This is a genomic window from Xanthomonas sp. NCPPB 3570 (assembly GCF_056725115.1).
Genome location: NZ_CM161513.1, coordinates 1,271,640 through 1,292,899, shown reverse-complemented (window position 1 = coordinate 1,292,899; position 21,260 = coordinate 1,271,640). Strand labels below are relative to the sequence as shown.

The window sequence follows — 21,260 nt, the reverse complement described above, 5'->3', positions numbered from 1 at the left end:
CGGGTGCCGACGCCGGCAACGCAGGCGCGCGCGCGGGCGCGCGGGTGCCACGCAGCGGCCTGGGTCAGGCAACCGCATCCGCCGCCGGCAGGCGCCGGGTCAGCAGCCGCTGCAGCAGGCAGAACAGCAGCAACAGGCCGCCGATCACGATGCGCGTCCACCACGAACTGAGCGTGCCGTCGAACACGATCAGGGTCTGGATCGCGCCCAGGATCAGCACGCCGAACAGGGTACCGATCACGTAGCCGCTGCCGCCGGCCAGCAGCGTGCCGCCGATCACCACCGCGGCGATGGCGTCCAGTTCCAGACCCTGCGCATGCAGGCTGTAGCCGGACAGCATGTAGAACGTGCACACCACCCCGGCCAGCGCCGAGCAGAAGCCGCTGAAGGCGTAGACGCGCACCTGGGTCGCCTCCACCGGCAGGCCCATCAGCCGCGCCGAGGCCTCGCTGCCGCCAAGCGCGTACACGCAGCGGCCGAAGCGGGTGCATTGGGTCAGCCACATGCCCAGCGCCACCATCGCCAGCGCGATCAACGCACCGACCGACAGCGACGCGTCGCCGCCCAGCGGCAGCCGCGCCTGCGCGATCGCGGTGTACAGCGGGTCGGTGATCGGGATCGAATCGACGCTGATCAGGTAACTGGCGCCACGCGCCAGGAACATGCCGGCCAGGGTCACCACGAACGGCTGCAGGCGGTAGCGCTGGATCAGCAGGCCCATGAACGCACCGAAGACGCTGCCGAGCAGCAGCACCAGCGGGATCGCCGCCAGCGGCGACCAACCATGGCGCTCGACCAGCGATGCCGACAGCACGGTGGTGAACGCCAGCACCGCACCCACCGACAGGTCGATGCCGCCGCTGAGGATCACCAGGCTCATGCCCACCGCGGCGATGCACAGGAAGGCATTGTCGATCAGCAGATTGGCCAGCACCTGCGGCGCCAGGAAGCCGTCGTAGAGCACCCCGCCGGCCACGAGCATGGCCACAAACAGCGCCACGGTGATCGCCAGCGGCAGGCGCGCGCCCTGCAGCATGCCCGCCGCCTTGCGCAGGCCGGACCCAACCAGGCGTGGAGCCGCCGCGCTCATGGCCGCACCTGCGGCGGCGGCCGCCGGATCCAGCCGCGCAGGTTGGCGCGGAAGCGCGGCGATTGCAGCAGCATCACCGCGAACACCAGCAACGCCTTGATCAGCATGGTCACCTGCGCCGGCACGCCGAAGGCGTAGATGGTCGCGGTCAGGGTCTGGATGATCAGCGCGCCGATCACGCTGCCGGCGAGGCTGAAGCGGCCGCCATCGAGCAGCGTGCCGCCGAGGGTGACCGCGAGGATCGCGTCCAGTTCCATCAACTGCCCGGCGTTGTTGGCGTCGGCGCTCTTGACGTTGGAGCTGATCAGCAACCCGGCCAGGCCGGCGCTGAACGCGCAGAACACGTACAGCAGCACCGCGATCAGCCGCGCACGCACGCCCGCCACCCGCGCCGCGCGCGGGTTGTGGCCGATCGCGCGCAGGAACAGCCCCAGCGCGGTGCGCCCGAGCAGCAGTTGCAACGCCGCGAACACCGCCGCGACCACGAACAGCGCGAACGGCAGGCCGAGCAGGAAGCCGTTGCCGAGATAGAAGTACGGCGGGTAGTAGATGGTCAGGATCTGCCCGTCGCCGATCAACTGCGCGATGCCGCGCCCGGCCACCATCAGGATCAGCGTGGCGATGATCGGCTGCATGCCGACCTTGACCACCAGCAGCCCGTTCCACAGCCCGCACAGCGCCGCCACCAGCAGCGGTGCCAGCAGCACCGCCCACAGCGGGAAGCGGCTGTGTTCGCCGCCGCCGATCATCCACGCCGCCACCGTCGCGGCGATCGCCACCACCGCGCCGACCGAGATGTCCAGGCCGCGTACCGCGATCACCAGGGTCATGCCCATCGCCACCAGCGCCAGCGGCGCGGCGCGGTTGCCGATGTCGACCAGGTTGCCGTACAGGTGGCCGTCGCGCCATTGCAGGCTCAGGAAGCCCGGATCGAACAGGCCGTTGCCGAGCAGCAACACGGCCAGCGTGGCCAGCGGCCAGAACAGCGGGTGCGTGCGCAGCCGTGCCGGCCAGCGCGCCACGGTGGTCTCGGGGGCGGCGGCGGCGCTCATGCCGCGCTCCCGGCGATCAGCTCGAAGATCGCGCGCTCGCCGCAGCCGCCCGGCAGCTCGCCGACCAGCCGGCGTTCGCGCAGCACCGCGATGCGGTCGGCGATGCGCGCGATCTCGGCGACCTCGGCGGAGATGAACAGCACCGCCATGCCCTCGCGGGCCAGGGCCAGGATCCGGGTCATGATTTCCTGCTTGGCGGCGATGTCGATGCCGCGGGTGGGTTCGTCCAGGATCAGCAGCCGCGGCCGCGTCGCCAGCCAGCGCGCCAGCACCACCTTCTGCTGGTTGCCGCCGGACAGCAGCCCCACCGGCGTCTCCAAGCTGGCGGTCTTGATGCCCAGCACGTCCACGTAGCCCTGCGCGATGCGCAGCTGTTCGGCCGGCGCCAGGAACCGGCGCAGGCCCATGCGCGCCTGCAGCGCCAGCACGATGTTCTCGCGTACCGACAGTTCGGCGACGATGCCCTCGGTCTTGCGTTCTTCCGGGCACAGCGCCAGGCCGTGGACGATCGCGTCGGGCGGGCCGCGCAGCGCCACGTCGCGGCCGTCGATCGCCACGCGGCCGCGATCGGCACGGTCCAGCCCGAACAGCAACCGCGCCAGTTCGGTGCGGCCGGCGCCGAGCAGGCCGGCCAGGCCAAGCACCTGGCCTTGACGCAGTTGCAGGTCGACCGGCTGCAACTGGCCGCGCCGTCCAAGGCCCTGCGCCTGCAGCAGCGGCGCCGTGTCCTCGGGCGCGGCCGCGCGCACCGCGGCGGCCGCGGCGCTGGCCGGGTCGAGCGCGCGCCCGACCATCGCCGCGACCAGTTGCGGCGCCCGCAATTCCGCCGGCGTGTATTCGCCGACCAGGCGGCCGTTGCGCAGCACGCTGATGCGGTCGGCCACCGCGTACACCTGGTCCAGGAAGTGGGTGACGAACAGGATCGCCATGCCGCCATCGCGCAGCGCGCGCATCACCCGGAACAGTTCGGCCACCTCGCCTTCGTCGAGGCTGGACGTGGGTTCGTCCAGGATCAGCACCCGCGCCGACACGCCGACCGCGCGCGCGATCGCCACCATCTGCTGCACCGCCACCGGATAGCTGCCCAGCGCGCGCCGCACGTCGATGGCGATGCCCAGACGCTGCAGGCCGGCCTCGGCCTCGCGCTCGACCCGGCGCCAGTCGATGCGCCGCAGCCAGCCGCGCAGCGGGTAGCGGCCGGCGAACAGGTTCTCGGCCACCGACAGGTTCGGGCACAGGTTCACTTCCTGGTACACGGTGCTGATGCCGAGCCGTTGCGCCTGCTGCGGCGACGCCGGCGCCACCACTGCACCGTCCAGCGCGATACGCCCGGCGTCGGCGGCGGTCACGCCGGTGAGCAGCTTGATCAGGGTCGACTTGCCGGCGCCGTTCTGGCCCATCAACGCATGGATCTCGCCGCCGCGCAGGCGCAACGCCACGTCCTCCAGCGCAGCCACGCCAGCGTAGGCCTTGCTCAGTCCCTGCGCCTCCAGCACCAGCGGATGCATGCGCGCGGCCTCAGTATTTGCGCTTGGGCAGTTCGGCCGCGGCCTGGTCCTGGGTGTACACCGATTCCTCCACCACGATGCGCTTGGGCAGCGGCTTGCCGGCCTTGAGATCACGGATGGCCTGCACCAGTTGCGGCCCCAGCAGCGGATTGCATTCGACGGTGACGTTGAGCTTGCCGGCCTGCATCGCCTCGAACGCGCCCTTCACCCCGTCCACCGAAATCACCAGGATGTCCTTGCCCGGCTTCAGCCCGGCTTCCTCGATCGCCTGGATCGCCCCGATCGCCATGTCGTCGTTGTGCGCGTAGAGCACGTCGATGTTGCGTCCCTCCGACTTCAGGAACGCCTCCATCACTTCCTTGCCCTTGGCGCGGGTGAAGTCGCCGCTCTGCGAGCGCACGATCTGGAAGCGCGGATGCGCCGCCAGGATCTCCTTGAAGCCCTTCATGCGATCGATCGCCGGCGCCGAGCCGACGGTGCCCTGCAGTTCGACGATGCGCACCGGCTTGTCGCCGTCCTTCAGCGGCGAACGCTCGACCAGCCAGCGCGCCGCCTTGCGTCCTTCCTCGACGAAATCCGAACCGATCAGGGTCACGTAGAGGCTGTCGTCGGACACCTTCACCGCGCGGTCGGTCAGCACCACCGGGATCTTCGCGGCCTTGGCCTCGCGCAGCACCGTCTCCCAGCCCGACTCCACCACCGGCGAAAACGCGATCACGTCCACGCGCTGGGCGATGAACGAGCGCAGCGCCTTGATCTGGTTCTCCTGCTTCTGCTGCGCGTCGGAGAACTTCAGCGTCATGCCGGCATCGGCGACGGCCTGCTTGATCGAGGCGGTGTTGGCGGTGCGCCATTCGCTCTCGGCGCCGACCTGGCTGAAACCGACGGTGAGTTGCCCGTGCGCCTTGCCGGCGTCCTTGCCGCCGCCGGAACAGGCGGCCAGCGCCATCCCCAGCAGTGCCGCGATTCCCAGCGCCCGCATTCCCGACGTGTGCTTGTGCATAGCCCCTCCTCGTTGATGGCACGCTGGCGGCGGACGGGCCCGGAGGCCGCGCCGCGCCGCCCACCCTCCCAGGCCGGCGTGCGCTGATTCGATCAGTTCATGGTGCGGATGTGTAAGCCGTCTTGACCGTGGTGTAGAACTCCACCGCATACCGGCCCTGCTCGCGCGGGCCGTAGCTGGAGGCCTTGCGTCCGCCGAACGGGACATGCGGGTCGACGCCGGCGGTGGGCAGGTTGACCATCACCATGCCCGCTTGCGCGTGCCGCTTGAAATGCGTGGCGTGCTTCAGCGAGCGCGTGGCGATGCCGGCGCACAGGCCGAATTCGGTGTCGTTGGCCAGGGCCAGCGCGTGTTCGTAGTCGTCGGCCACCAGCACCGCGGCGACCGGGCCGAACACCTCCTCGCGGGCGATGCGGTGCTGCGGCTGCGCGGCCACCAGCGCCGGGCGCAGGTAGTAGCCGCGGTGCGCGCACTCCAGCGCCTCGCCGCCGTAGAGCAGTTCGGCGCCCTCCTCGCGGGCGATGCGCAGGTAGTCGCGGTCCTGGTCGAACTGGCTGGCGCTGGCGACCGGGCCGATGTCCACGCCCGGCTCCAGCGCATGGCCGATCTTCAGCGCGGCCAGGCGCGTGCGCACGCGCGCGACGAAGTCGTCGTGCACCGCGCGTTCGACGATCAGCCGGCTCGACGCGGTGCAGCGCTGGCCGGTGGAGAAATACGCGCCGTTGACCGCGATCTCCGCCGCCAGGTCCAGGTCGGCATCGGCCAGCACCACCAGCGGATTCTTGCCGCCCATCTCCAACTGGATCTTCAGCCCGCGCTCGGCGGCCTGCTTGAGCAGCCGGTTGCCGGTCGGCACCGAGCCGGTGAAGCTCAGCGCATCGATGCCGCGCTCGCCGACCAGCGCCTGGCCGACCGTGCTGCCGCTGCCGAGCACCAGGTTGAACGCGCCGTTTGGCAGGCCGGCGCGGCTGAGGATCTCGGCCAGCGCCCAGGCGCAGCCCGGCACGATCTCCGCCGGCTTGAACACCACCGTGTTGCCATAGGCCAGTGCCGGCGCGATCTTCCACGCCGGGATCGCCAGCGGGAAATTCCACGGCGCGATGATGCCGACGGTGCCGACCGGCTCGCGGGTGATCTCGACGTTGACCCCGGGCCGGGTGGAGGCCAGCGTCTCGCCGGGAATGCGCAGCGCCTCGCCGGCGAAGAACTTGAAGATCTGCCCGGCGCGCGCCGCCTCGCCGATGCTCTCCGGCAAGGTCTTGCCCTCTTCCGAGGCCAGCAGCGCGCCCAGTTCCTGCTTGCGCGCCAGGATCTCGCTGCCGACCGCGTCCAGCGCGTCGGCACGCTGCTGCGGGGTGCTCGCGGCCCACGCCGACTGCGCCGCGTTGGCCGCGGCGATCGCCTCGCGCACCGCGGCCGTGTCGAGGCTGCCGGCTTCGCCGACCGGTGCCGACAGGTCGGACGGATTCTCGTCGGGGGCGAGGTCGTCGCCGGCCACCCAGCGGCCGTCGATGTAGCTCTGGAAACGTCGGGTCATGCCTACCTCCGTGCGGTTCTACAGCGCGCGCACGCCGCCCAGGGCGAATCCGCTGTCGACGCGCTGCAAGGGATTGACCAGCGCCGCGCCGAACTCGGCCAGTTCGATCTCGAAGCGGTCGCCGGGCTGCGCCTGCACGCCGTCGGCGAAGCTCAGCGTGGCGGTGCCGAAGAAATGCAGGTGCACGTCGCCGGGCACGCGGTGCGCGGCGTACTTGAAATGGTGGTACTCGAGATTGGCCAGCGAGTGGCACATGTTGGCCTCGCCGGTGACGAAGGGTTTCTCCCAGATCACTGCATCACCGCGGCGGATGCGGCTGTGCCCGCGCAGGTCGCGCGGCAACGCGCCGCAGCGCAGCTCCGGGCCGACCGCGCAGGCGCGCAGCTTGGAATGCGCCAAGTACAGGTAGTTCTGGCGCTCGGTGACGTGGTCGGAGAACTCGTTGCCCAGCGCGAAGCCGAGCCGGTACGGCACACCGTCGGCGCCGATCACGTACAGCCCGACCAGTTCCGGCTCCTCGCCGCCGTCCAGGGCGAAGTCCGGCGACGGCAGCGGCGCACCCGGCGCGACCAGGCTGCTGCCGTCGCCCTTGTAGAACCATTCCGGCTGCGCGCCGGGCTGATCGTCGCGCGGGATGCCGCCGTCCACGCCGAGCTGGAAGATCTTCATCGAATCGGTGAGCGTGCCCTGCGCCGCCTGCTGCTGCAGGTTCTGGTGCATGGCATCGCGGGTGGCGGCGCTGCCCAGGTGGGTCAGGCCGGTGCCGGTGACGCGGCAATGCGCCGGGTCCGGATGGGTCAACGGCGGCAGCACCCGACCGGCGGCCAATAGCGCGGCGTAGTCGAGCACGCGCTCGCCGCGCAGTTGCTGCGCCTGCGCCTCCAGGCTGGCGCCGGCGGCCAGCGCCGCGTTGGCCAGCGCATAGGTGGACGCCACCTCGCGCAGCAGCCGCACCTGGCGGCCGTCGTCTTCCACCACACCGACGCCGGGCGTGCCGGCGTCATCGAGCAACTGGATCAATCGCATGCATCGGTCGCCTGTCGGAATGCGGACGCGCAGCGGGCGACGCGGGACACGCGTGGCGCGATGCGCCCGACCTATTCTGGCCGGACGACCTATATGCAACAAATATCGGTTTTGGCTTAACGTATACGAACATTCATATCGCTCTGAGCGCCATGCCCGCTGCCCCGCCCTGGTTCGTCCGCGCCCGCCTGAAGACCCGGCAGTTGATGCTGCTGCTGGCGATCGAGGAGGAAGGCAACATCCACCGCGCCGCCGAGACCTTGAACATGTCGCAGCCGGCCGCCTCCAAGCTGCTCAAGGACCTGGAGGACATGCTGGCGGTGCCGCTGTTCGAGCGCCTGCCGCGCGGCATGCGCGCCACCTGGTACGGCGAGGCGATGATCCGCCACGCGCGCATCGCCCTGGCCAGCCTCGGCGAGGCCGGCGCGGAGATCGAGGCGCTGAAGGCCGGCTATGCCGGTAGCGTCGGCGTCGGCGCGATCGCCGGCCCGGCGATGAGCCTGCTGCCGTCGGCGCTGGCTCAGGTCGGCGCGCAGCATCCGCTGCTGCGGGTGAGCCTGCGCGTGGACGGCAGCGACGTGCTGCTGGAGCACCTGGCGCAGAACAAACTGGACATCGTGGTGGCGCGGCTGTTCGCGCGGCACGACAAGCGCCACTTGCACTACCAGGCGCTGGCCGAGGAAAAGGTCTGCGCCATCGCCCGCCCGGGCCATCCGCTGCTGGCGGGGCCGGTGCCGACGCTGGCGGTGCTGGCCGAGACGCCGTGGATCGTGCCGCCGGACGGCAGCGTGCTGCGCCACCGCTTCGAACTGATGTTCCAGAACGCCGGGCTGGAAGCGCCCAAGCGGGTGATCGAGACCTCTGCGCTGGTGGTGCTGCCGCAACTGCTGCGGCATGGCGACGCGCTGGCGGTGGTACCGGAGGACGTGGCCCGGCATTTCGCCGACCACGGCAGCGTGGCGATCGTGCCGGTGGCGCTGTCCTGCCGCATGGACGCTTTCGGCCTGATCACCCGCCGCGACTGGCTGCTGTCGCCGGGCGCGCGGATCGTGCTGCAGGCGCTGCAGGAGGCGGCGACCACCGTCTACGGTGTCGCTGCACCGTCGCTGTCGACGGACGACTGATTGCGTCTGCCGTAGGAGCGGCTTCAGCCGCGACACGCACTGCGTGACGCACCTGCCACTGCCAGGGGCAGCCGATCGCATCGGGACTGAAGTCCCTCCCACAACACCGCCGCCGTTCCCGGCGCGCGGCTTTTGTGGGAGCGGCTTCAGCCGCGACGCGCGGTGCCCGAATCCCGCACCACTCAGGTCCAGCCGCCGTCCACCACGAACTCCTGGGCGGTGATCGCGCGCGCCTCGTCCGAGGCCAGGAACAGCGCCATGCGTGCAATGTCCTCCGGCATCACCTTGTCCGGCAGGCACTGGTTGCGCGCCAGTTCGCGCTCGCCGGCCTCGTCCAGCCACAGGGTGACCTGGCGTTCGGTCATCACCCAGCCCGGGGTCAGCACGTTGATGCGGATCCGCGCCGCGCCCAGGTCGCGGGCCAGGCCGCGGGTCAGGCCGTTCACCGAGGACTTGGCGGTGGCGTACACCGGGTAGCCGCCGGTCTTGCTCTGCCAGCCGGTGGAGCCGAGGTTGACGATGGAACCGCCGCCCAGCCGCTGCATGCCCGGCACCACCGCCTGGATGGCGAAGAACGCCGCACGCTGGTTGATCGACACGCAGCGCTCCCAGTACTCCGGGGTCACCGCGTCGAGCGCGTGGCGGTCGTCGCTGCCGACGTTGTTGAGGAGCACGTGGAAGTCGCCCAGCTCGGCCGCCGCGTCGCCGATCGCCGCCTGCAGCGCGGCCACGTCGGTGACGTCGCAGCGACGCCACCACGGCGCGGTCAGGCCGGACGCGGCTAGCCGCTCGGCCAGCGCGGCGCTGGCCTCGGCCGCGACGTCCACGAAGGCCACCTGCGCGCCCTGCGCGGCGAAGGCCTCGACCAGCGCCGCGCCGATGCCGGAGCCGCCGCCGGTGATGAAGACGCGGCGCCCGTGCAGGCTGCCGTAGGTTGCGTTGCCGAGGGAGGAAGGCGCTGCGCTTGCCGAGTTGTCCATGCCGTTTCGCTCTAGGTGGATAGGATTTCGATATATGAAAACAAATATCCATTCGGAGATATTTGCTATTTTTCACGTATCAATATGCCCGCTAGCATCCCCGGCGTAAAGCATCCGGGGGCGGCTTGCGCACAAGCGGATCCCGGCGTCCTGGACTCGAGGAATCCGCCGACATGGGCTCACCCAGCAAACCGCCGCGCCGCAGCCAGGCGTGGTTCGGGCGCGAAGGCAAGCAGGGCTTCTACTACCGCAGCTGGCTCAAGAGCGCCGGCCATCCGCACGACATGTTCGATGGCCGCCCGGTGATCGGCATCTGCAACACCTGGTCGGAACTGACCCCGTGCAACGGCCACCTGCGCGAACTGGCCGAACACGTCAAACGCGGCGTGTACGAGGCCGGCGGGTTCCCGCTGGAGTTCCCGGTGATGTCGCTGGGCGAGACGCAGATGCGCCCCACCGCGATGCTGTTCCGCAACCTCGCCAGCATGGACGTGGAGGAATCGATCCGCGCCAATCCGCTGGACGGGGTGGTGCTGCTGATGGGCTGCGACAAGACCACCCCGTCCTTGCTGATGGGCGCGGCCAGCGTGGACCTGCCGACCATCGGCGTGTCCGGCGGGCCGTCGCTGTCGGGCAACTGGCGCGGGCAGCCACTGGGCTCGGGCACCGGCGTGATCGAGATGTCGGAGATGGTCCGCGCTGGCACCCTGAGCCAGGACGATTTCGTCGAGGCCGAGGCCTGCATGCAGCGCTCCAAGGGCAGCTGCATGACCATGGGCACCGCCTCGACCATGGCCAGCATGGTCGAGGCGCTGGGCATGTCGCTGCCGGAGAACGCGGCGATCCCGGCAGTGGACGCGCGCCGCGCGCGGCTGGCGCGGCTCAGCGGCCGGCGCATCGTGCAGATGGTGGAAGAGGACCTGCGCATGTCGCAGATCCTCAGCGCCGACGCCTTCGCCAACGCGATCAAGGTCAATGCGGCGATCGGCGGCTCCACCAACGCGGTGCTGCACCTGCTCGCCCTGGCCGGCCGCGTGGGCGTGCCGCTGCAACTGGACGACTGGGACCGGCTGGGCTCGCGGCTGCCGTGCCTGGTCAATCTCAAACCGTCCGGCCAGTACCTGATGGAAGACTTCTACTATGCCGGCGGGCTGCCGGCGGTGATGCGCGAACTCGGCAGCGAACTGGCGCTGGACGCGCGCACCGTCAACGGCCGCACCCTGGGCGAGAACGTGGCGCAGGCGCCGTGCTGGAACCGCGAGGTGATCCACCCGCTGGACGCGCCGGTGCGCGCGGAGGCCGGCATCGCCGTGTTGCGCGGCAACCTGGCGCCGGACGGTGCGGTGATCAAGCCCTCGGCCGCCTCGCCGCACCTGCTGCGGCACCGCGGGCGCGCGGTGGTGTTCGAGAGCATCGAGGACTTCAAAGCGCGCATCGACGACGAGGCGCTGGACATCGACGCCGACTGCATCATGGTGCTCAAGCATTGCGGTCCGCGCGGCTACCCGGGCATGGCCGAGGTCGGCAACATGCCGCTGCCGCCGAAGCTGCTGCGCGCCGGCGTCACCGACATGGTGCGCATCTCCGACGCGCGCATGAGCGGCACCGCCTACGGCACCGTGGTGCTGCACGCCTCGCCGGAGGCCGCCGCCGGCGGCACCCTGGCGCTGGTGCGCGACGGCGACATCATCGAACTCGACGTCCCCGGCCGCGCGCTGCACCTGGAAGTCAGCGACGAGGAACTGCTGCGCCGACGCAGCGAATGGACCCCGCCACCGGCGCCGACGCGCGGCTGGAGCAAGCTCTACGTGGAGCACGTGCAGCAGGCGCATCTGGGCGCCGACCTGGACTTCCTGGTCGGCGGCAGCGGCGACGCGGTGGCGCGCGATTCGCATTAGCGGACGCGGCCAGATGCATCCACCTTGCTTTCGTAGGAGCGGCTTCAGCTGCGACAGGCGCTACCGGTAGAGCCCATCGCGGCTGAAGCCGCTCCTACAGCAAGCCGGCCGTGTGCACTGTGGGAGGGACTTCAGTCCCGACGCATTGCGCCATCGGAAAGCGCACCACGTCGCGCGTCGCCACTGCATGACAGGCGACTCCCACAGGAAGTGGCGAACACCGCCTTCTTCCCGAAGCATCGCACCCCACGTCACCGAACCGTCATCTGCAGCTTCTAGCCTGCCCGGCACCCCAGGGACAAGGCAGGCGCGGTGGCGGCTCACCCCAAACGCACATGGGCGCGCATGTTCGCCGAACACGGCCCGGTGCTGCGCGGCTTCTTCGTGCGCCGCGGCGCACGCGAGGACGCCGAGGACATGGTGCAGGAGACCTATCTGCGGTTGCTGCGCGCGCATCGGCAACAGGGCGAGGCCATCGCCAATCCCGAAGCCTATCTGTACACGGTCGCGCAGAACCTGGCGCGCGAACAGGCCGCGCGTCGCCGCCAGGCGCCGCTGCGCATCGACGAGATGGAACAGTTCTCGCAATTGCTGGCGGCGGGAGACGACGTGGAAGACAGCGCACACCGCCGGCAGCGCCAGCAGCAGTTGCAGGCCCTGCTCGCCGACCTGCCCGCGCGCACCCGTGCGGTGCTGGTGATGCAATACCGCGACGGGCTGAGCTACAAGCAGATCGCCGAACGCATGGGCGTGTCGCCGCACATGGTCAAGAAACACGTGGTGCGCGGCCTGTCGGCCTGCCGACGCGCGCTGGCCGACAGCGGAGACCGCTGGTGAACGACAGCGCCTTCTCCTCGCGCAGCGCCATCGCCGATGCCGCACACTGGCATGCCTTGCAACGCATGCAGCCACTGGATGCGCAACAGGAACAGCAGTTGCTGGACTGGCTGACCGCCTCGCCGCAGCACCTGCGCGAGTATCTGGCGATGCAGCGCGTGGCCGGCGACCTCGGCGAGGCGCTGCGCGGCATGGACCTGGACGTGGACGCCTTGCTCGCCAGCGACGCCGCCGATGGTGCCGCGAGCGGCAACGTGATCGTCCTGCCCGTGCCGCGGCGCGCGCCAGCGGCAGCACCGGTGCGCGCGGCGCGCGCCCACGCCGCATCGCGCTGGCGCCTGGCCGCGGCCGCCGCGGTCTGCGCGATGGCGGTCCTGGTCGGCTGGGCCTGGCCGCGCACCCAGACCTACCGCACCGCGCTCGGCGAACAGCGCAGCGTGCAACTGGCCGACGGCAGCGTGGTGCGGCTCAACGCGCAGACCCGGGTGCGCGCCACACTGACCCCGTGGAGTCGCACGCTGCAGTTGCTGCAGGGCCAGGCCAGCTTCGTGGTTGCGGCCGACCGCCGCCCGCTGCAGGTGCAGGCCGGCGGCCTGCGCGTGCAGGACATCGGCACCACCTTCGACATCGCCCTGCACCCCGACCAGGCGCGCATCGAGGTGTCGTCCGGACGCGTACAGGTGTGGCGCGAGGATCGGCCGCAGCAGCCGATGCTGGCCGATCTCGGTGCCGGCCAGAGCGCACGCATCGACACCGCCGACGGCCGGGTCGAACTGGGCAACGAGGATGTCGCCGCCATGCACGCGTGGTGGCAACACCGCATCGTGTTCCGCGACGAACCGCTGGCCAATGTCGCCGAGGATTTCAACCGGCTCAACCGCACCCGCCTGCTGATCGACGATGCCGATGCCGGGGCGATGCGGCTGACCGGCAACCTGCGCGGCGACGACGTCGCCGCATTGCGCGCGTTCCTCGATGCGCAGCCGACATTGCAGGTGCGCACCAGCGCCGACGGCATCCACGTACGCAGCCGCGCGCCCATCCAGACGCACCTGCAGTAGCGCGACAAGCACGTCGCGCGCGATGCACATCGCACGCATCGTCCAGACCTGGGTCGGTACGCCGTCGTGCCATCAACACGTCACACGCATCGTGCACGCGCATCCGTGCGCGCACGCGACGCCAGCACGCCCTGCACGTGTCACAGAAAATTCATCGAAAAACGGTGCCCGATCTTCGCCGTCGCGCCTCGTAGTCCGGGGACAGCGCAGGCAAACGCCCGAGGGCGATGCCGCGCGCACCACCACCCCCGCTCTCACAGGACCCGACGATGCGCCGCACCCTGTTCCTTTCCATCGCCCTCGCCCTGCACGCCGGCGCCGCCGGCGCGCAGACCGCACCCGTCGCGGTCGATGCGATTCCCGCGCAGCCGCTGGCGCGCGCGCTCAACGCGCTGTCGCGGCAGACCGGCCTGCAGTTCGTCTACGCCGCCGGCAGCACCGGCAATCCGCAGACCCATGGCAGCCGCGCCGGCGCGGCGCCGGAACAGGCGCTGCAGCAACTGCTCGACGGCACCGGGCTGCGCTATCGCTTCCTGACCCCGACCACGGTGACCATCGAGGCCGTGAGCGCGCCGGCCGAGACCGCCAGCACCGCGCCGGCCGCGATGACCGCCGCACCGACGCAGGCACCGACACCGACCGCAGACGCACCGGTCAAGCAACTGGACGGCATCCAGGTGCTCGGCAGCTACGCCGGCAGCCTCAGCGCCGCGCTGCGCGAGAAGCGCTACGCCGACAGCGTGGTCGACGTGATCGCCGCCGAGGACATCGGCAAGCTGCCGGCGCAGAACGTGGCCGAAGCGCTGCAGCGCGTGCCCGGCGTGTCGATCGTGCGCGACCGCGGCGAAGGCGTGTACGTGCGCGTGCGCGGCCTCGGGCCCAACTTCCAGGTGACCACGCTCAACGGCCAGACCATGGCGGTCAACGAGAACGTGCGCACCTCCGGCCAGACCGGCCGCCAGTTCCGCTACGACACACTGCCGGCGGAACTGGTCGCCGGCCTGGACGTGATCAAGAGCCCCACCGCCGACCTGGACGAAGGCGCGATCGGCGGCATCGTCAACGTGCGCACCTTTCGCCCGCTGGAACTGGGCAAACCCCTGACCAACGTCTCGCTGGAGTCGAGCCAGGCGCAGCGCACCCACGCCAACGACCCGCGCGTGTCCGGCCTGTTCAACTGGGTCAACGCCGAGGGCACCTTCGGCGTGTTGCTGTCCGGCGCCTATGCGCAGCGCAGCCTGCGCCAGGACCGGGTCAACGAAGTGAGCTGGGACTACTACCGCGACGGCGTGCCAGGCGTGCCCGGCGCCCATTACGTGCCCACCGGCCTGCGCCCGACGCTGGAGCTTGAACAGCGCGAACGCACCGGCATCGCCGCCTCGCTGCAATGGAAGCCGAGCGCGGCCTGGGAAACCAACCTGGACCTGCTGTACGCCAAGCAGACCGTTCACTACGACGAGTACAGCCTGGGCGTGGGCTTCGACAGCCTGGCCAAGCTCAGCAACCTGCGCGTGGCGCACGACGGCGTCGCCGGCTTCGACTATCGCAACGGCCAGGTGCAGATCTCACGCGAGACGTCCGGCATCACCGACGACAACCGCAGCGCGCGCCTGTCCAGCACCTGGAGCGGCGATGCGTGGACGCTGGGCGCGGTGGCGTTCCACTCGCAGGCGCACAGCTACGATTCCGATCCGATCCGGCGCACGCGCCTGCGCAGCGGCACCAATCTGTCGATGCGCGTGGACATGCCGCAGGCCGATGGCGACAACGTACCCGACTGGCGCTTCACCAACAGCTTCGATCCGACCAACCCGGGCAGCGTGGCCGGCCGGCGCCTGGAGTGGCGCGAGATCGACGCGCGCGACAAGGAGGACGCACTGCAGTTCGACGCCAAACGCGCGCTCGGCGACGGCTTCTTCCGCGACCTCAAGGTCGGCGCCAAGTACCGGCAGCGCTCGCGCACCTACGATCGCGCCGACCTGCTGCTGACCAGCATCGCCGGCGTGCGCTTCCCGGCCGGCAACTTCACCGCGCTGCCGGTGGACGACATGCTCGCCGACGCCAACGGCAACCTTCCGCGACACTGGCTGGCGCCGATCGAATCGACCTTCTTCGGCAATTGGCCGACCGCGGCCGACCGGGCCAACACGCCCAACAGCGCCGACCTGCAGAACTCCTACGAGGTCAAGGAGAAGATCGGCTCGGCCTATGCGATGGCCGACTTCGGCAGCGAACTGGCCGGCCGCGAACTGCGCGGCAACCTCGGCGTGCGCCTGGTGCGCACCGAGCAGACCACCGACGGCCATGCCGACGTCAACGGCAGCGCGCAACCGGTGCACTTCGCCCGCAGCTACAGCAACGCCCTGCCCTCGTTCAACGCCGCCTGGGACGTGCGCGACGACATGGTGCTGCGCAGCTCCGCGGCCAAGGTCATCACCCGCCCCGACCTCACCGACCTGTCGTCCAAGCTCACCTTCAATTCCAGCGGCGAAATCCTCACCGCCAGCGGCGGTAATCCGTCGCTGCGCCCGTTCGAGGCGTGGCAGTACGACCTGACCTTCGAGTGGTACATCGACGGCACCTCGGCGCTGACCGGCGGCGTGTTCTACAAGGACATCTCCAGCTTCATCCAGACCCAGATGTCGAACCTGCAGTACCAGGGCCAGACCTACCTGCTCTCGTCCAAGACCAACGGCAGCCAGGCCAGCGTCAAGGGTGTGGAAGTGGCGTACCAACAGGTCTTCGCCGGCCTGCCGGCGCCGCTGGACGGACTGGGCATGCAGCTCAACTACACCTGGACCGACAGCGAGGCCACCTATCGCGACGGCAGCCGCACCTTCACCGACAGCCTCGAAGGCGTGGCCAAGAACACCTACAACGCGGTGCTGTTCTACGAGAAGGGCCCGCTGATGGCGCGGGTGAGCTACAGCTGGAGCGACGACATCGTCAACGCGGTCGGCACCGCCAACGTCGCCACGCTCAACAGCGACCAGTTCGGCAGCCTCGACGCGAACGTGGCCTGGAAGGTCAACGACACCCTGTCGGTGTTCGTCAACGCGATCAACCTCACCGGTGCCGTGCAGCGCCAGTACGTCGGCGACCGCCTGTTCGGCGGCTACACCGACTACGGCCGCACCTGGTCGGTGGGCCTGCGCGCACGTTTCTGATCCGCCGCGCCGCGGCTCACGTGCCGTAGCCCGCCACCGCACCGTGCGCCGCACACCGCTGCGCGGCGCACAACCTCTGCCTGGAGCTTGCCGATGCCATCGCTGCCGCGCCTCGCCACCCTCGTCCTGTTCGCCCTGATGCCGCTGGGCTGTGCCGCGGCACGCGCACAAGCGGCCGCGACGGAGACGCTGGAAAAAGTCGTCATCCTCAAGCGCCACGGCGTGCGCGCAGCGATGTCCAGCGCGGAGCAACTGGAGCGCTATTCGGCACGCCCATGGCCGCGCTTCGCGGTGCCGGCCGGCTATCTCACCGCGAACGGCGCGGCGCTGGAACGGCTGTTCGGCGCCTACTATCGCGCGCGCTATGCACCGCTAGGGCTGTTCGCCGGCAAAGGTTGCGCGGCCGCGTACTACTGGGCCAACCGCACCCAGCGCACCATCGCCTCGGCACAGGCGCTGGCCAGCACACTGACCCCGGGCTGCGCCAACCCAGTGCACAGTGTCGCCGACAGTGCCTCCGACCCGCTGTTCGACGGCGCGTCCGCGTTGCGCGATCCCGCCGCAGTGGCGCGGATGCGTGCGGCCATCGCCGGCCGCATCGGCGGCGATGCGCAGGCCTGGAACGCGGCCCAGGCGGATGCCATCGACAGCCTGCAGCACCTGCTGCTGCAGTGCGCGCAACGGCCCTGCCCGGCCGACGCCGGCAGCGGCAAGCTGCGCCTGGATGCGGTGCCGGCGCGACTGGGCGACGCCGAGGACGCGATCCCCGGCATCGAAGGCCCGGCCGCGGCCGCCTCCGGCCTCAGCGAAAGCCTGCTGATGGCCTGGGCCGACGGCCAGGACTTCGCCGCGCTCGGCTGGCGCGGCGTCGACGAGGCCAGCCTGTTGCGCGCCTTCGCCCCGCACCAGGCCGAATTCGCGCTGCGCCTGCGCGCGCCGGCGGTGGCGCGCATGGCCGCCTCGCCGCTGGCGGCGCGGCTGCTGGCGACGCTGCTGGACGGCAGCGGCCAGGCCACGCGCGCCGAACCGATCGGCGGCGCGGCGCGGCTGGTGGTGCTGTCCGGCCACGACGGCACCCTGACCATGCTGGCCGGCATGCTCGACCTGCACTGGCAACTGCAAGGCTACCAGCCCGACCAGACCGTGCCCGGCGGCGCGCTGGTGTTCGAGCGCTGGCGCCGCGCCGACGGCGAACGCGTGATCCGCCTGCGCTACACCGCGCAGAGCCTGGCGCAGCTACGCGAGCGCCGCGCGCTGACGGTGCAGGCGCCGCCGCTGAGCTCGCCCGTGTTCATTCCGCAGTGCAGCCGCGCCGATGCCGCCTACGACTGCCCGCTGCCGGCCTTCGCCGCCGCGGTCGAGGCCGCGCTCGATCCGCAGTTCCTGACCCCATGACGCCACGTGCGCCGGCCCCTGCCGGTCGCGCGGCGGCATCGGTGCCTTCCGGCACCGCCCCCTGGCGCTCGCGCCACCCGCTGTTCCTCCCAACCCGCAAGAGGCGATTCATGATCCAGCATCTACGCACCCTCGTGAGCTACGGTATCGGATTGAGCCTGGCCTGCGCCGGCGTGGTCCACGCGCAATCGGACGTCGGCGTGCTCGACGTGCTCACCTACAACGTCGCCGGCCTGCCGCAGGGCATTTCCAGCAGCAACCCGGCCGCCAACACCGCCCAGATCGCACCGAAGCTGGCGCCGTACGGCCTGATCAACGTGCAGGAAGATTTCAACTACCACGCCACGCTGTACGCGGGCGACCAGCACCCCTACCGCACGCCCACCAGCGGCGGCGCGGCGATCGGCGACGGCCTCAACACCCTGAGCAACTACCGCTTCGACGACTTCACCCGCATCAAGTGGGACAAGTGCAACGGCACCGACTGCCTCACCCCCAAGGGCTTCAGCTACATGCGTGTGCGCCTGGACGACGGCGTGCTGCTCGACGTGTACAACGCCCATCCCAACGCCGGCACCGAGAGCGCGGACCTGGCCGCGCGGCGCGCCAACATCAGCCAGCTCTCGCAGTTCATCCAGACCTGGTCGGCGGGCAACGCGGTGTTGGTGATGATGGACTCCAACACCCGCTACACCCGCGCCGACGACAACATCCGCACGCTGATCGCCGGCAACGGCCTGACCGATGCCTGGGTGGAACTGGTCAAGGGCAGCGCCCCGGCGGCCGGCGCCGCGCCGCTGCTGTGCGGCACCCCGCCAACCAACGACTGCGAGGTGGTGGACAAGATCCTGTACCGCGACGCGCCGCAACTGACCCTGGTCGCCAACCGCTACAAGCTCGACGACGGCAACTTCTACGACAGCGCCGGCAAGCCGCTGTCCGACCACTACCCGCTGGCCGCGCAGTTCGGTTGGGCGGTCGGCACCACCGTGCGCACCAGCGACCAGTTTGGCGGTCCGCACGGCACGCCGTTCAACGACATCGCCAAGGGCGCCGAGCAGCGCACCATCGCCAGCGTGACCCTGCGCGGCGCCGAGCGCCTGGACGGCATCGCGCTGGGCCTGGACAACGGCAGCACCCTGGCCCACGGCGGCAGTGGCGGCGACCCGGTCACGCTGCGCCTGGCGGCCAACGAACGACTGACCTCGGCCACGCTGAGCGTGGGCCAGTACAACGGCCACACCCGGCTGTTCTCGCTGAGCCTGCGCACCAACCAGGGCCGCAGCCTCAGCGCCGGCACGCCGACCGCCGAGACCTACACGCTCACCGCGCCCAGCGGCTGGCACATCGCCGGCTTCACCGGCCGCGACGGCGACGAGATCGACAAGCTCGGCGCGATCTACCGCAAGGATTGACGGACCCGCGGGCGCCATCGCGCCTGCGGCACCGCAACGGCAATGGCGCGCGTGGCGACGCGCGCCGTTCGCTGTACGAAAGCATCATGTCCTGACTGCGATCCATGGCCAATCGCACGCATCCGTGTGCAGCGAATGGATGCATCGCATGCTGACGGAGCGAGCGGAGCGCCCACGCCAGCCGCGCGATGCGACGGCGGCGCGACCTGGACCGCAGCGTCGCACGTACCACCTCGCCGCGATCCGCAGCGACGCAGCCCGCAGAAACAGCGATGACGCGACTGTCGAGCCGCGGCCTATTCGCTCGCCGCCTCCAATGCCTGCGCCAGGCGCTCCACCGCGATCACTTCCATGCCCTTCACCGTACCGGTCTTGGGCGCATTGGCCTTGGGCACGATGGCGCGCTTGAAGCCGTGCGTGGCCGCCTCGCGCAGCCGGTCCTCGCCGTTGGGCACCGGGCGGATCTCGCCGGACAGGCCGACCTCGCCGAAGGCGATGGTCTTCTCCGCCAGCGGCCGGTCGCGCAGCGACGACAGCACCGCCAGCAGCACCGGCAGGTCGGCCGCGGTCTCCTGCACGCGGATGCCGCCGACCACGTTGACGAACACGTCCTGGTCGCCGACCACGATGCCGCCATGACGGTGCAGCACCGCCAGCAGCATCGCCAGCCGGTTCTGCTCCAGGCCCACCGCCACGCGCCGCGGATTGGACAGCGGCGAGGCATCCACCAGCGCCTGCACTTCCACCATCAGCGGCCGCGTGCCCTCGCGGGTGACCATTACGCAACTGCCGGGCTGGTGCGCGCTGCCGCCGGACAGGAAGATCGCCGACGGGTTGGAGACTTCCTTCAGGCCCTTTTCGCCCATCGCGAACACGCCCAGCTCGTTGACCGCGCCGAAGCGATTCTTGAACGCGCGCAGCAGGCGGAAGCGGCTGCCGCTCTCGCCCTCGAAGTACAGCACCGCATCGACCATGTGCTCGAGCACGCGCGGGCCGGCGATGCCGCCCTCCTTGGTGACGTGGCCGACCAGGAACACCGCCGTGCCGGTCTCCTTGGCATAGCGCACCAGCCGCGCCGCGCTCTCGCGCACCTGGCTCACCGAACCGGGCGCGGCGGTCAGCGCCTCGGTCCACAGGGTCTGCACCGAGTCGGCGACGATCAACTTGGGTCGCGCCGCGCTGGCGTGCTGCAGGATGTGCTCGATGCCGGTCTCGGCCAGCGCGTTGAGGCCGTCCAGCGGCAGGTCCAGGCGCACCGCGCGCCCGGCGACTTGGCCCAGCGATTCCTCGCCGGTCACGTACAGCACCGGCAGCGTGCCGGCCATCTTCGCCAGCGCCTGCAGCAGCAGGGTCGACTTGCCGATGCCGGGGTCGCCGCCGATCAGCACCACTGCGCCTTCCACCAGGCCGCCGCCCAGCACCCGGTCGAACTCGCCGATGCCGGTGGACACGCGCGCCTGGTCGCGATGCTCCACGTCCTTGAGCGCGGTGATCTTCGGCGTCTCGGCCTTGCCGGCCCAGCCGCTGCGGCGCGCCGCGGCCGGCGCCTTGGCCGTGGCCGCGCTCTCCAGCACGATCTCGCTCAACGTGTTCCAGGCACCGCATTCGGTGCACTGGCCCTGCCATTTGTTGTATTCGGCGCCGCACTCGCCGCAGACATAGGCCGTTTTCGCTTTCGCCATCTGCTTCTGGTCCGCTCAGACAATGCATCAGCATAGTGGCTGACCGTCTCAGCGTCCGCGACGGAGGTGCGCCACGAGCGTCCAGCGACATCGGCGGGCAGGCAAACCAGGCATTTCCGTAGGAGCGGCTTCAGCCGCGACCTGGCGTTACAGGTAATGCCCGATCGCGGCTGAAGCCGCTCCTACACGATGCGCCCAGACGATGCCTTGTGGGAGGGACTTCAGTCCCGACTGCACGCTACCTGGGAGGCGTGCCCTCTATGCGCGTCGCGGCTGAAGCCGCTCCCACACGATGCCGAGCGGCGCGCAACGATATCGGGCGATCTGCCGCCTCCGGCAAGCAACGGTGCGAGGCGGCCTCGCGCACCAAACGCCGGCTGCGTGGGAAGCGGTTCTCTTGACTGCTTTTTCGGAATCGGCCGAGACCCAGGCATACCCGTTAGCCCGGTCGCGGCTGAAACCGCTCCTACACACGCGAATCTATC

The 21,260-nt window shown here is 70.4% G+C and carries 15 protein-coding genes; 7 read left to right on the top strand and 8 right to left on the bottom strand.

Translation table 11 applies throughout. The annotated features are described in order from the left end of the window. Window positions 1-64: 64 nt before the first annotated feature. The 6 genes from yjfF to araD1 form a co-directional block, all read right to left on the bottom strand. On the bottom strand, window positions 65-1,090 hold the full coding sequence (gene yjfF / locus AC1PLR_RS05810) for a galactofuranose ABC transporter, permease protein YjfF (RefSeq protein ID WP_481102950.1): 1,026 nt from the start codon (window positions 1,088-1,090) through the stop codon (window positions 65-67). Beyond that, window positions 1,087-2,142 carry an ABC transporter permease gene (locus AC1PLR_RS05805; RefSeq protein ID WP_481102949.1) on the bottom strand — a complete coding sequence of 352 codons (1,056 nt, stop codon included), beginning with the start codon at window positions 2,140-2,142 and terminating at the stop codon, window positions 1,087-1,089. Before AC1PLR_RS05805 ends, yjfF begins: the two co-directional genes overlap by 4 nt. After that, a complete protein-coding gene (locus AC1PLR_RS05800) occupies window positions 2,139-3,650 on the bottom strand; it encodes a sugar ABC transporter ATP-binding protein (protein WP_481102948.1) in 1,512 nt (503 codons plus the stop codon). The genes AC1PLR_RS05805 and AC1PLR_RS05800 overlap by 4 nt, the downstream gene beginning before the upstream one ends. Window positions 3,651-3,660: 10 nt before the next feature. Then, entirely contained in the window at window positions 3,661-4,653 is a 993-nt protein-coding gene (locus tag AC1PLR_RS05795) for an ABC transporter substrate-binding protein (RefSeq protein ID WP_267084573.1), read from the bottom strand. A gap of 97 nt (window positions 4,654-4,750) precedes the next feature. Beyond that, window positions 4,751-6,190, bottom strand: coding sequence for an aldehyde dehydrogenase family protein (locus AC1PLR_RS05790; protein WP_481102947.1), 1,440 nt, complete (start codon window positions 6,188-6,190; stop codon window positions 4,751-4,753). Between the two features lie 18 nt (window positions 6,191-6,208). After that, entirely contained in the window at window positions 6,209-7,216 is a 1,008-nt protein-coding gene (gene araD1 / locus AC1PLR_RS05785) for an AraD1 family protein (RefSeq protein WP_481102946.1), read from the bottom strand. A 152-nt stretch (window positions 7,217-7,368) separates the two neighbouring features. Here araD1 and AC1PLR_RS05780 point away from each other — a divergent pair, with 152 nt between their 5' ends. Continuing rightward, the gene (locus AC1PLR_RS05780; RefSeq protein ID WP_371181296.1) at window positions 7,369-8,340 is read left to right on the top strand and encodes a LysR substrate-binding domain-containing protein; all 972 of its coding nucleotides are present in this window, start codon (window positions 7,369-7,371) and stop codon (window positions 8,338-8,340) included. Window positions 8,341-8,522: 182 nt separating this feature from the next. On the opposite strand, the gene AC1PLR_RS05775 is transcribed toward AC1PLR_RS05780, so the two are convergent. After that, on the bottom strand, window positions 8,523-9,320 hold the full coding sequence (locus AC1PLR_RS05775; protein ID WP_267095909.1) for an SDR family NAD(P)-dependent oxidoreductase: 798 nt from the start codon (window positions 9,318-9,320) through the stop codon (window positions 8,523-8,525). A 173-nt stretch (window positions 9,321-9,493) separates the two neighbouring features. Between AC1PLR_RS05775 and AC1PLR_RS05770 the strand changes: the two genes are divergently transcribed. The 6 genes from AC1PLR_RS05770 (at window position 9,494) to AC1PLR_RS05745 (ending at window position 19,093) form a co-directional block, all read left to right on the top strand. Next, window positions 9,494-11,218 carry an IlvD/Edd family dehydratase gene (locus AC1PLR_RS05770; RefSeq protein ID WP_481102945.1) on the top strand — a complete coding sequence of 575 codons (1,725 nt, stop codon included), beginning with the start codon at window positions 9,494-9,496 and terminating at the stop codon, window positions 11,216-11,218. A gap of 312 nt (window positions 11,219-11,530) precedes the next feature. Then, the gene (locus AC1PLR_RS05765) at window positions 11,531-12,055 is read left to right on the top strand and encodes an RNA polymerase sigma factor (RefSeq protein WP_209029497.1); all 525 of its coding nucleotides are present in this window, start codon (window positions 11,531-11,533) and stop codon (window positions 12,053-12,055) included. Between the two features lie 65 nt (window positions 12,056-12,120). Beyond that, the gene (locus AC1PLR_RS05760; RefSeq protein WP_481103536.1) at window positions 12,121-13,116 is read left to right on the top strand and encodes a FecR family protein; all 996 of its coding nucleotides are present in this window, start codon (window positions 12,121-12,123) and stop codon (window positions 13,114-13,116) included. Between the two features lie 269 nt (window positions 13,117-13,385). Further along, complete coding sequence (locus AC1PLR_RS05755) at window positions 13,386-16,283, top strand: TonB-dependent receptor (protein WP_481102944.1); 2,898 nt, start codon at window positions 13,386-13,388, stop codon at window positions 16,281-16,283. Between the two features lie 93 nt (window positions 16,284-16,376). Continuing rightward, on the top strand, window positions 16,377-17,678 hold the full coding sequence (locus tag AC1PLR_RS05750) for a histidine-type phosphatase (RefSeq protein WP_481102943.1): 1,302 nt from the start codon (window positions 16,377-16,379) through the stop codon (window positions 17,676-17,678). 110 nt (window positions 17,679-17,788) lie between these two features. Beyond that, complete coding sequence (locus AC1PLR_RS05745) at window positions 17,789-19,093, top strand: jacalin-like lectin (RefSeq protein WP_420009171.1); 1,305 nt, start codon at window positions 17,789-17,791, stop codon at window positions 19,091-19,093. A 296-nt stretch (window positions 19,094-19,389) separates the two neighbouring features. Here AC1PLR_RS05745 and radA read toward each other — a convergent pair whose 3' ends face one another. After that, window positions 19,390-20,775 (bottom strand): DNA repair protein RadA, encoded by a 1,386-nt coding sequence (radA, locus tag AC1PLR_RS05740; protein ID WP_017907382.1) that lies wholly within the window; start codon window positions 20,773-20,775, stop codon window positions 19,390-19,392. Window positions 20,776-21,260: the final 485 nt, after the last annotated feature.